At 38.9% G+C, this 11,602-nt stretch carries 14 protein-coding genes; 1 reads left to right on the top strand and 13 read right to left on the bottom strand.

The annotated features are described in order from the left end of the window. Window positions 1-145: 145 nt before the first annotated feature. The 13 genes from AWW72_RS12520 to AWW72_RS12580 form a co-directional block, all read right to left on the bottom strand. The gene (locus tag AWW72_RS12520; RefSeq protein ID WP_062847561.1) at window positions 146-919 is read right to left on the bottom strand and encodes a hypothetical protein; all 774 of its coding nucleotides are present in this window, start codon (window positions 917-919) and stop codon (window positions 146-148) included. 12 nt (window positions 920-931) lie between these two features. Beyond that, the gene (locus AWW72_RS12525) at window positions 932-2,221 is read right to left on the bottom strand and encodes a hypothetical protein (RefSeq protein ID WP_062847562.1); all 1,290 of its coding nucleotides are present in this window, start codon (window positions 2,219-2,221) and stop codon (window positions 932-934) included. Between the two features lie 10 nt (window positions 2,222-2,231). After that, window positions 2,232-2,516, bottom strand: coding sequence for a hypothetical protein (locus tag AWW72_RS12530; protein ID WP_062847563.1), 285 nt, complete (start codon window positions 2,514-2,516; stop codon window positions 2,232-2,234). A 120-nt stretch (window positions 2,517-2,636) separates the two neighbouring features. Next, a complete protein-coding gene (locus tag AWW72_RS12535; protein WP_062847564.1) occupies window positions 2,637-2,906 on the bottom strand; it encodes a hypothetical protein in 270 nt (89 codons plus the stop codon). Then, window positions 2,899-3,636, bottom strand: a complete 738-nt coding sequence (locus AWW72_RS12540; RefSeq protein ID WP_062847565.1) for a hypothetical protein — start codon at window positions 3,634-3,636, stop codon at window positions 2,899-2,901. Before AWW72_RS12540 ends, AWW72_RS12535 begins: the two co-directional genes overlap by 8 nt. Before the next feature lie 72 nt (window positions 3,637-3,708). After that, window positions 3,709-5,475 (bottom strand): hypothetical protein, encoded by a 1,767-nt coding sequence (locus tag AWW72_RS12545; protein ID WP_062847566.1) that lies wholly within the window; start codon window positions 5,473-5,475, stop codon window positions 3,709-3,711. 188 nt (window positions 5,476-5,663) lie between these two features. Beyond that, window positions 5,664-5,966, bottom strand: a complete 303-nt coding sequence (locus AWW72_RS12550; RefSeq protein WP_062847567.1) for a hypothetical protein — start codon at window positions 5,964-5,966, stop codon at window positions 5,664-5,666. Between the two features lie 71 nt (window positions 5,967-6,037). Beyond that, entirely contained in the window at window positions 6,038-6,466 is a 429-nt protein-coding gene (locus AWW72_RS12555; RefSeq protein WP_062847568.1) for a hypothetical protein, read from the bottom strand. Window positions 6,467-6,479: 13 nt separating this feature from the next. Then, window positions 6,480-7,868 carry a hypothetical protein gene (locus AWW72_RS12560; RefSeq protein ID WP_062847569.1) on the bottom strand — a complete coding sequence of 463 codons (1,389 nt, stop codon included), beginning with the start codon at window positions 7,866-7,868 and terminating at the stop codon, window positions 6,480-6,482. Continuing rightward, window positions 7,868-8,425, bottom strand: a complete 558-nt coding sequence (locus AWW72_RS12565) for a hypothetical protein (protein WP_062847570.1) — start codon at window positions 8,423-8,425, stop codon at window positions 7,868-7,870. Before AWW72_RS12565 ends, AWW72_RS12560 begins: the two co-directional genes overlap by 1 nt. Then, window positions 8,415-9,587, bottom strand: coding sequence for a hypothetical protein (locus AWW72_RS12570; RefSeq protein WP_062847571.1), 1,173 nt, complete (start codon window positions 9,585-9,587; stop codon window positions 8,415-8,417). Before AWW72_RS12570 ends, AWW72_RS12565 begins: the two co-directional genes overlap by 11 nt. An 8-nt stretch (window positions 9,588-9,595) precedes the next feature. Then, a complete protein-coding gene (locus AWW72_RS12575; RefSeq protein WP_062847572.1) occupies window positions 9,596-9,868 on the bottom strand; it encodes a hypothetical protein in 273 nt (90 codons plus the stop codon). Window positions 9,869-9,870: 2 nt separating this feature from the next. Beyond that, complete coding sequence (locus AWW72_RS12580; RefSeq protein WP_062847573.1) at window positions 9,871-11,016, bottom strand: gp53-like domain-containing protein; 1,146 nt, start codon at window positions 11,014-11,016, stop codon at window positions 9,871-9,873. Between the two features lie 151 nt (window positions 11,017-11,167). Between AWW72_RS12580 and AWW72_RS19320 the strand changes: the two genes are divergently transcribed. After that, a partial coding sequence (locus AWW72_RS19320) for a hypothetical protein (protein ID WP_155858556.1) occupies window positions 11,168-11,602 on the top strand: 435 nt, incomplete at its 3' end.

Here is an 11,602-nt window from a genome sequence, read left to right on the forward strand (position 1 = left end):
ATAATTAAAAATAATTTCTTTTAACATAAAAATATACTCTTATAATTATTATCCCCCTACCGTTAAGATTATAACAAAAAAAACGCTAAAGATCAAAAATGCCGCATTATAGCGGCATTTCAACTTAACTTATAAATATATTTGATTATTTATAGAGTCCGATTTTCTTACCCTTCTTAAGAGATTTAATTCGCAATCGAATAGCATTGGCTGAGCGTGATCTTAGATTTGCCTTTTTAAGGCCAGCCTTCTGCTCGGATGAAAGACGAATCTTTTGACCTGGTAAACGTTTATTGACTATCTTTTTAACGCCATTACGAATAGCAGCAATAGCCTTGTAACGTACTTTACGACCACCAACACGCTTAACGCTCATTTGTCCGCGGGAAAGCTTTTTCTTACCTCCAGCTGAGTCGAAACCATCTTCTTCATCTGGTTCGCCATAGATGAACTCACGTACAAACTCATCCATCGGATCACCATCATCTGGCATATTGGCAATCACTGTATTTGCAGCAGCTTCAATTGCTGCATCTGCCGCTTCAACATTATCACTAAAGATTTCAGTAATTACAGAGTCATCTACACCAAAAGACGATAAGGCGTCATCAATAGATGCAACTAACGCATCTTCAAAAGTTTGATCCTCATCATCACCGTCAATGGCATCCAAGATAAGAGCATCCAAACGATCAGTTGGCAACTCACCTTCATCTAGAGTGTTGTCGGTGACTGCATCAACCAAATCCGAGACGATATGCAACGCTGTTTCACGAACATGCTCAATAAAAGAAAGTTCTTCACGAATTGAGCTGGTTAATGCTGTTACGCTTGTTGAGATATCAGCTGCTGCTGAATCAAACTCACGTAAGACATTTTGCTGCGGCTTCAGATTAAACGGATTTTTTGATCCAAACATTTTTATCACCTATTATTTAACTAGAACATCTTCATCAAAGATTACTGCACGTGTTGCACCCTCTGGACGGCGAGCAAGATACAAACGTACACGTTCAAATGGGTAATCGTTATCAGGTATTAGCCTGAACACATACGGTCTACCACTTAATTCTTCTGCGGGTTTCAACCAACCGGAAGTTGCAGCATCAGATAAATATTTTTCAATTTCTTTGCTTGCCTTTTCCAAGTAATCTTCTGTTGGCTTCAACATGTGATTTTTAAGAATATTGACCACATCATTCTTTGTACGCATAGCAATTTCGGAAGCATTCACTAACCGTAAGGCACTATTTTTACTTCGAACTTGTGTGAGTACATCACTTAAAACAAATGAGACACCGCTATCAAACTTGATCGGACGAACAACGTTAACTTTCGCTTTGGCAAGCATTTCTAACGTTTGTTCATCTTCTAAATCAATATCTGGCCTTTGTTCTAAGACTTTTTTCTTAAATGGATAATCTTTCCAAGCCACGGCGTATTGTATTGGGGCGAAGCCTTTTGCATTGGTTCTAGCATTGCGCAGCAATTTATCACCAATGTATTGCCCGATATACGTTGCAGGCACTTTACGCCCACGTAATGAAACTGCATCACGGGGACGGCAGATATTTGGTGACCAAATCAATTGTACTTGATGACTTTGAGCATCTAAGCTCTCTGCAAGTTGGGCAGCTTGTTCTTCGGTAATTGTTGGATCGATTTCTACATCTAGCGGAATATTTAACTTTTCAGCTACGCGCAAACAAGCAACGTACAACGGCAAATTATCTGCAACTGGTAAGGCAATATATGATGGAGGATCGACTAGCTTGATTAAGGTCTTTACTGTTTCATCAGCATTAAAAGACGGAACAGGTTCATCACTTAAAGCTAAAACAGCTTTATTACGCCCTAAGCTATTTGCAGCGTTAAATGCATCCGAATTCAAAATTGCATCTAAAGCTTCTGGTTGAAAACTTAAGCTAAATTCTTCGAACTCTTCTGTTGCATCTGCTACAGCAACAATTGAAGCCATATTGTCGGGATCACTATCAACTATGCCCTGAATGCGGACAACTTCATCACCAGATGTTGCATCGATGATTCGTAAACGCATAGTGATATCAGCTAACGTAGGCAAGTTAATTTTGCTGAAAAAAGCAACTTCGAGTTCAGTGTTTTGTAAATAATTGAATGTTAGAAAGTCTAGGCTTAAAACAACAATCCCTACACCACCAATGGATAAATTACCATTACTCATCAATTTTAAGTTATTCATAATTGCTCCATTAACTCTCTACATTCGAATGGCCGACACGCAGCACTTGTACACTTGGTACCCCTGTATCCAAACAATCTTGAACTGCAATGTAATAAGGGTTCTGTGGCTCATATCCGAGTTGACCGCGGATGTTGCCTTGATGGATCACCATAGGCTGATCAAGACGCCCACGCATAAACTGACCAACAATCACGGCGTCAGTCAGACCGCCATTTGTTTGTGTTTCAGTCTTGTCGATGATGCCTTGGCTTTGAATGCCTACCGCTTCACCGAGAATTTTTGTTGTGTTCACTCTGTTTGCCCTTTGGCTAAACGTTTAAGTTATTTTGCTCTTATCAGATTTTTAAAATTTCAATAGTTCCAATATGAAAAAACTCCACGCAAGGTAGAGTTTCATTGGTTTTTGATTTTGCTAATCGGGCTCATCTTCATCCACTATCTCAGATGAGAACTCAATCATGTTGCCATTGAGGGCATTTAATTGATCAATATTGTTCTTGATCGTATTAAATGCAACTTCACCAGTGACACGAATCTCAACAGTTTGTCCAGGTTGAAGATGCGCACCCGTCAATGGTTCAATTTTTCGAGTTGCCCCTTTATTCAGCATTGATACATCACGAATGACCGGTTGATCACCCAACGCATCTAAGATCGGATTTGTACCATTAAACTCATTCATCAGTTACAACCTTAATTTTTTTACCAAGGGCATTTAATTGATCAATATTTGCTAACACACTTTTTAAGTCTGCATGATTAGCACATTCGATAATTGTTCCTTCGTCACCAGGTTCAATTGAGATTTTTGAATGGGGTTCATAGACTGCTTTTAGTCCAACATTCTTTACTTTAACAATTAGGCCATTTTTGGGCTTAACTTCTGCTTTGGCGGTTTCCTGAACAACAATATTTTCGTTGTTAATCACTTGTACATTCTGTGTTTGTTGGATTGGGGTATTTTCAGGACGCGAGTTTACCGTCGCATTAGAAGACTCACTTGATTGATTCTGGTTAGCTTCTCCACCTTGCCCATCATCTTGAGGGGATTGACCAAGGTTATTTTCAGTTCCAGAGTTCACGTTATCACTAGAACTATCATTAGATTTATTTTGGTCAAAGCTAGACTGAGCACCATCACCGTTAGATGCTTCACCTTGAGCATTTAAAGCATCTGGTGAATGATTGCCTACTGCCCCATTTGAAGACTGTAACTCAGACTGGGATGAAGAAATACCGCCAGAGCTTTGCTCTGTGCCTTGTTGCTCGTTTTGAAGCTTAGATTCTGTATTGTTACCAGCTGCATTATCTGCTGTGTTTTTGGGTTTTGGTCCACGTTTTCTCGGCCCTGTTGTAGTAGCAGCCTTTGTATTTTCAGTTTCATTCTGTGGATTTTGTTGAGCTTCAGTCATGAGTATGTACCAGCCTTTTTGAGTTATTAATGAAACAGGATAAGGTGCATATACACCTTATCCTGTACGTTATTAGTCTTTTAGCTTCGGCATATTGATAGCTTTAAGCACTGCAAATTGATCAGCGTAACGATCCAAAGGATTCAGTTCTGCCGCCTGTGAACCGATCAAACCTAAAAGTGATTCACGAGGATCTGGTGTTGCTTCGCTGACAGTCAAAGGCATTTCGATAAAGCCAACAAGTGGGTTGCGAACTGGTTCACTACCTCGACCCACTAATAGCATTTCAAATGCTTGACCTGCTTCCACAAGTACTTCCGCTGAACTCGGCACGTGATAAACATTCGTACCATCTGCTAATGTACCGATACGAACAATTTGACCATGTCCAGCAGTTGCACCAGTTTTGATCGGCATCTTGTCTGAAGATAATTGAGCAAAGAAGACTTTAGCGCTATCACCAACATGTAACTCAAACCCAACCGTTGCGCCACCAGTGTCTTGGATAATCTTTGTTTTGGCAGCTTCAATGTACTTCATTAACTCGCCAAATAAGTCGCCTGTAGTATTGTATGCAGCGGCAAGATTGCCTGTTACACCACGGCTTGCATCAAATGTATATTCACGCTCGTTGTATAGAGCACGCTCTTTACCTTCACCGAGTAAGCGAACGGTTTGCTCAAGATAGATTTTACCTTGCATTAAAGCTACCGCCGTGCCCACAAAACCAACTTTCAGCTCATTAGTGACCTGGTTCACTAACAATTTAGACGCGCGGATTTGCGTTACGATTGGTGAGCTCACCAGAGATTCATAATCAGGTGCAATACTTACACCTACTGGTTCAAGCTTAAATTTATTTGAGTTATCACGTGCATCAAAATCAGCAACCAAGAATACTTCTAACTTGGCACCAGCAGGCAAGGCTTGATTTAAAGTGACCGAAATTTCGCTGGTATCTAAATTGATAGCACTTCCAGCTACAGAATATTCTGTACCTGCAATTAACGCTTTTTTCTCAGCAATTGCTGAAATTTGACCAGCAAGTTTTGATTTACTACGGTTACGCGTATGAGCAACTTCTTTACCATTAATTCGGATAGAGATATTTCCACCGATGAATGGTAACAATGGCGCACCTGCTTTCGGTGTTTTAGCTGCGAAGTCATCGTATTGTGTACGTGCAACCACCGTATAAACTGCACCATTACCACCATTGCTTAATGCAAAGCGGAAACGCCCTTCCGAGTATGGTTTTGAAGCGTTGACTCCATCCAGATAATCGCCTTTTTCCATTGCTCCGAATGCACGGTCTGTCACAAAACGAGCAGCAACAATCGGTACTTCGTTTGAACCATTGTTATTTGGAATATACGCAATGATTGGTGCAGCATAGGCAATAACTGTGGCAATGGTTGCAACGGTCATTGCTGGCACAATACTTACAGATTCTTGATGTGTATTGCTGACATCATCGAATCCACTTTCCAATTTTAAAAGGTTTTGTTTTTGAGTATCAGTATACTTATCTACTGCCTTAGCCATAGACAAACCTGCATCTAAAGCGGTTGCAAGTACTGAAGCATGCGGTAATTCCCCACCATGGCAATATTGGTATTGAGAAATACCCACTTTGATCGCATTATCAATATCACCCGCGCTGTCAAACCCAACAATATTCAAAATATTATTTAATGCCGTTGGTTTTGTTTCAGGCATCCCTTGGGCGCTATCAAACCCTGTTGTTTCACCTTTCTGATAGAAATAATTCTGGCATTGGTTTACAGCTGAAACTTGCGCCTGATATTGATTGCTTTGTTGATCTGGTAAATCAAACATTTTTTTCACCTGCGGAAATTAGGTTTATGAAAATTCATGTCCTACTTTCTCATGTGAAAAAAACAGCTTTTTGGTCTGTTCCAATTGGTTATTTATTTCGAATTACTTTTTGCCGTTTGCAAATATAAAAAAACCACTCTTATTTAAAGAATGGTCTTTTATCATCAGGTAACAGAGATGAGATGTTTTTAACCACTAACTCCGCTTGAAACGTAGATTTCAACATTGGCTCCAGCTGTCACAACATAACGTATCTTATCCCACGCGTGCTGTCTAAAAGGTTCTGTATCTGGCGTACCAGCTTCAACCGTAACGATTGGGGACCAATGATCCTCATTTTCAATATCAGCAGAGGGATGGTTACTACCAAAAAAATCGACGGCGGCACCTGCTCCAATAACCTGGTAGTTAAAAATAGCTGAAGTACATTGGGCCACCATACCTTTATCACCCACAGCTTTACCACTTTCATTGATCACTAAAAATGTCATTGTCAGATATCACCCAAAAGAATAATTTTCATTATTCAGCAATTCCAAAGCTTCAAAGTGAAATGTTCCGGTCAAATTTGAGATGCACTAACCCACATTTCTTTTAACTGCTCAACACTAAATTCAAGTTCAGGATTGATTGCTAGAATTTTGTCTTTAAGCTCTGTATATAGTCCAATGGCTTTCGAAAATTCGTAATACCGTGCGCCATTTAAGTAAGCTTTATACATGGCGTACTTTACTTTGTCTGTAGTCTCTACAGCATCCAGCAAAGGATTAAGCACTTTGTCTAAACCACAGTTCGCCAACAAAAAATAGAATTGCACAGGAAGAAGATTTTTAGGCTTTTGCGAAACAACATAAGCTGTTAATGCTCGTTGAGCATTGCCCAAATGAAAGGGAAAAATCTTAAATTCAGTACCATTTACTGAATAAGAAATTCCAGCTTGTTTAAAAATCTCTATGACCACTTCAATGGGCAATTCATATGTCTGTATCATTGTTCATCCCCTCTTATAAAGTCGCTTGTAATACTAAATTTGATAATAAAAAATAGGCATCCCCAGTCCCGCCGAACTGATTTGGGTCAACTCTAACTCGTAGCAGCTTTTCTTCTCTTGAAAACACTACGTTAAGTCGTTGAATGCTATTTACATGATAAACAATCAAATCCATAGCATTCAGATTCGGCGCACTAAGACTTATTTGACTTATATCAATTTCAAACACAATGTTACTTTCTGTTGGAAATGAGCTCAGATGAAACAAACCAAAAACAAAAACTGCTCTTAATTCCGTGTCATAGTATGCTTTTAGCTCTTTTGAAGAGTGCTCTTGTAAGTAATAAGTAATTGGTAATGTGAGTTTTGTCGTTAATAACTGGTCTGAAGGTAGACGAAGGACTGTTACATTGCTCTTATTTCCGTAAACAGTGATGTAGTCACCTGCCAGCAACTTTTTATCAAATAACTCTCCTTCGCTCGTAAGATGAAAATTGTCACCATCTTTTGCCGAAGCAGGTAGCTTGTAACGTGTATCTGATACAGCTTCACTTAAATCAAAAATTGTTTCGTAATTGTCAGGAAGCTCTAACGCATTAATTAACTGCCAGTATTTATTTAGTTGTGAAGGATGTACATAGGTATCAAGTATTTCTCCCCTATGCTTTATATGAATCTTATTTTTTTCAAAGATAAAGCTGACTTCTTCTAAAGCATTTAATCCCTCTGGCGGCAAAAGAATTTGTATCGGTGCTTCCGTAAAACCAGCAATGATAAAGGTTGTATCATTAAGAAAGGCGCAACCAAAAATGACTTGTGACAATGGAATACTGCCGCCACTATCAAAGGCAGCAAGTGGCTCATTCTCCAAGTTTACAAAAATATTATTAGATGGAGTTGTCCGATCAATTGAGATTTTTACTTCACCAGAATCTGCTTTAAAATACCCACCCTTAATTTGATTATTCGCCGTAATTTTGCCTGCAATATTAGATCCTGTAATGGTGTTATTAACATCTGGAGTCATCAGCATTAGTGCTTGTACTTTATCCGCTGTAGCGACTAAATCTAGCTCTTTGACTGAGAAATTATAATCTCCACCTCCACCAGGTATATCAGCTAAAATTTGATCCACTTCATCTTTTGTATAGTAATCAGTTAAGTCAACTTCACCTGATTGAGCAACCAACTGTTTAGTGGCTACAATAAGATTTTCCTTTTTTAAATCATTCTCTTGTTTTACATTACTGATGATTTGATTAGCCAACAATGTGCTGCCAATGCGAAAAGTCTCCGTTTTCCCCGCTTTAATTGTTGTTTTGGATAAAGCTTCGAAATAACTGACTATTCCATTATTCGTAATAGTCACATCCCAAGATAAATTATCGTCAATTAATCCCATCACTTCGTCCTCGACTCTACTTCACTTTTGACCGGATCAATACTTAATTCGTCACGGCGGTTTAAAACATACTTTGTACCAAACTCTGCCATGAGGGTTTGGCCTGTAGTTCCAACAATTTCGAACCAAACAATAAAGCCTTGATAAATCATCAATGCGAGTAAATCACCTTCTTGAAATTGCAAATCTGGAATGTTATTTATTTGATCAGCTAACGAGTCAAGTTCAGGATCATACGCAGCGATTTGCGCGATAATGGTCAAATCACTTGGGTTGTTCATGCTGTAGTTTTTATGGATTACCCCGCCATTAAACTTATCAGCTAGCACAAACGCGAAACCTAAAGGATCGTATTCATAGTTAGGCTCATCCTGTATCGATAGAGCATTAGCCTCAAAAGATAAAGGGTCAGCTGGCGTATGGGCATCAGCTTGATTGCTATAAACAATGCGTTTACGCCATACTTGAGCTGGTATAGTCCCTAACGTATTCATTACTACTCTTCTAGCTGCAAGATGACGGCCATTTGCCACGCGATTTACTGCACTATTTAGCATTTAGACCTCTCATATAAATATCAAAATCTTGTTGGGTGATTTCATTTCGCACCCATAGATCAGCCATTCGTCTGGCCTGAGTTTGCTTATCTTTGTTTAGGGTATGCAGTACTGCTTCCAATTGCGCCTGTACAGTAACTTTGTGAAGTTTATTTTCTAAAGCCTTGAGCTCTTTTAATTGCTTAGCAAAATGCTTTTTAGCCACTTTTTCTGCACGTCGCATCATTTCCTGTTCTGCTTTATGCACATTCCCAACAATTGGCTTAGACATACCACTTTCTAAATCTTTAACTTGTTGATTTATCTGCTCTTGGATTTGAGCATCAGAAAGTTTATATCTGGCCCCAACTTGTTTCTTGCGGTCAGCTTCAACTTCTTTTTTTAGATACTGAATGCCTGCGGGTGAAGTAATCCATTTGGCGACGCGGAGTACATGCTTACATGCCACACCGGATAAATGCGGATTTCTTTGTTTAGGAAAACCACCTTCGTGGCGACCTAAGCCATAGCCACCGATTGTCGCCATATACCGGTACCAGAAAGTATGACGTTCACAATCACATTCAAATCTAATTTTTCCATTTGCAAGCCGATTTTTTACAGTCGAGATTGCCTCTTTTTTAATATCAAATACGACTGAATTAAAATTAGAAAATTCAACTTCGACATGGTGATTTTGGACCTTACTATTAGGTCCAGCATTTGTAAGAAAATGGACTAGCCCACTTTTGCGGCTAAGGGGAACCGTTAGATAAATTTGTTCATTTGCACGCTTGATATCATCAGCCAAGCTCAAGTTAATAATATTCTGAATTGTAATGCCCTTTTTATACTGGTCTTTGAGCAACAGAATATTGTCTTGGAAAGCAAGAATATCATCTCGGGTGATTCGCCGTGGCCGATCCCCTGGTTGTTGTCCTAATGTTGTATATAGAACCTTTTCAACATCGTAATCTTTTCCTTTAGCGATGTCTTCAGGACGTAAGAACATGGGACGTGGTATTTTACGCCCGCGGTCATCGTATTCAATTTCACGTTCTGCAAATGCACGTTGTTTATTATCTTCGCTTCTTCTACCCTGTAAATCTCTGCGTAAACGTCCGTCCTGCAAAGCACTTTGCATCTGCTTGTAAGCTTGTTGGAAATTATCGTCAATCGCCATAAATCCACCTACACCTGATATTCATTTCTTATACGTAAAACATCAGAAATGGTTGGCACAGCAATGCGTTTTTCTGGGAGTTTTTCCCAAATTCCACTAACCCCACAAGCAACTTGGATTACGTCCGTGTGAATACGCGTGCCATAGATTCTAAGGCTTAATAATGTTGGATCGGTTGCTTCATCAGACTTAACGTCCCATATAATTAATTGGCTCAACTTACCTTGCTGAACAATCCTATTAATATGGTCTCTAATGGCATTACGATATTCATTGATCATTGTTAGAATCCGATTGCAAGCCAAAAAATACCGCTAAAAGCCTTGTATGTACCACTATCTGGATCAGGGGTTTGGCTAACCAGTGTCATACCATTGTTCGTAATATTTCCAACCTGCGCCCAAGTGTCATTATTTTGATCTATAGTCTGTAAACATATAGTTCCTTGACCATTCAAACATGCATTTGGAAAAGGTTGAGGGAATGTTAAGTTGAAGAACTTTTCACCTGTAGATGAACCAGAAAAAGTTGTCATATCGTTAGATGCAACAAACCCAAATTGCATAATAAAACCATTGGGCAAACTGGTGGACTGCCCAAAAGAGTTTGGTCCTGGTGAATTTGAAAATGTGCTACCAAAAAATACTCGTCCCGCAAATGAAAACATTGAATTTGGATCAATAGCACCATTCACATCTGTATTGTGGAAACCTGCATAGCCAGCTTGGGTAGAAATAGTCATACCTAAACTTTGATCTACCCCATTGCCATGCACAGCAAAATCTTTCGTGATCAAAGTTCCATTGACTTTATTTAGATTTCCATTGAGCCGAGCATTTCCCGAAATCGTTCCGCCCGCCTTGTCATATTTAAGGTCTATTTTGTCGTTCAGTAAGTTATCACTTACATTTCGGGCATCCGTCTCATTACTTAAATCAACTTTGGTTGCATATTGGGGGTGTGGGTCTGGATGATCTAAATGCTGATTCATCAATGCAACGCAAACAGGCGTATTCGGATCAATCGCAATAAGAATATTTGTAAGGGTTATGGTTGACAGAATCATGCCAAAGGTAGAAATGGTGACGATATTTGCAACCAAACGAATCAGCGGGTCATTTGTTGTAGTTGATGCTATTGCAAAAAGTACACCTGTGCTTGTGAAAATTCCAATTTCAAAACCATCTGCCGTAATGGTGGGTTCTATGCTAGTTACAAAACGCAGCGTTTTTGAATTCGGTTCAACGCCGCCACCATTCAACGGAAAGCGTGCAATCTCATTGACCAAGGTGGTGTTACCTAATGCCGTTAATGGGTCATACTTAGCAGAACCTACGCCAATATGTGCCAGAGATACTTCTAACCCTAATGTCGCCGCACTTAAAGCAACTTCACGCCCTGCATCTGTTAAATAATATTGAATAACCATAGTTCACCCATTTGTCCACTATGGTTATTATGAAAATTTTAAGTCTTTCCTTTTTACCCTTGTTCCAAACAGCAGCTAAGAGAAGTGGCAGATTGACTGATACTTTTTTTTTGTTTATACATTAAGAATCAATTTTTTAAAGGAGAGAAAATTGTTAAAACTACAAAGACTAAGCCCCCCTCGGGTCCCGTTAACATACGAACCTGAAGTTAAAAGCATCGAAAGTTCAAATACAGATAATAGATCATCGTTTTTCTACTCTCATTATGAATTGCTTAATATAATTGCGAATTATACCAACAGCCCTGCAAATCGCTTTTTCCGTGATTGGAATAAAATGCGGGAAGGTTGGAGCAGCAAAAAAATAGTAATGTTCTGGATGAACAAACTCATTAGCATTCATAAAAAAGTTGAAAAAAATAAATCTTCTTCGATCTTGAACCAAAATCAAGTTATAGCTTTAGAAAACTTACTTCTATTAATTACATTAAAAATTAATCAAAAATCTATCGTAGCACCCATCAACAATATTTTTAGATCAATATTATCAATTTTCCTTCCTATTATATTTATTGTTATTCGTAAT

The sequence above is a fragment of the Acinetobacter sp. NRRL B-65365 genome (genome assembly GCF_001605865.1).
GTDB lineage: Bacteria > Pseudomonadota > Gammaproteobacteria > Pseudomonadales > Moraxellaceae > Acinetobacter > Acinetobacter vivianii.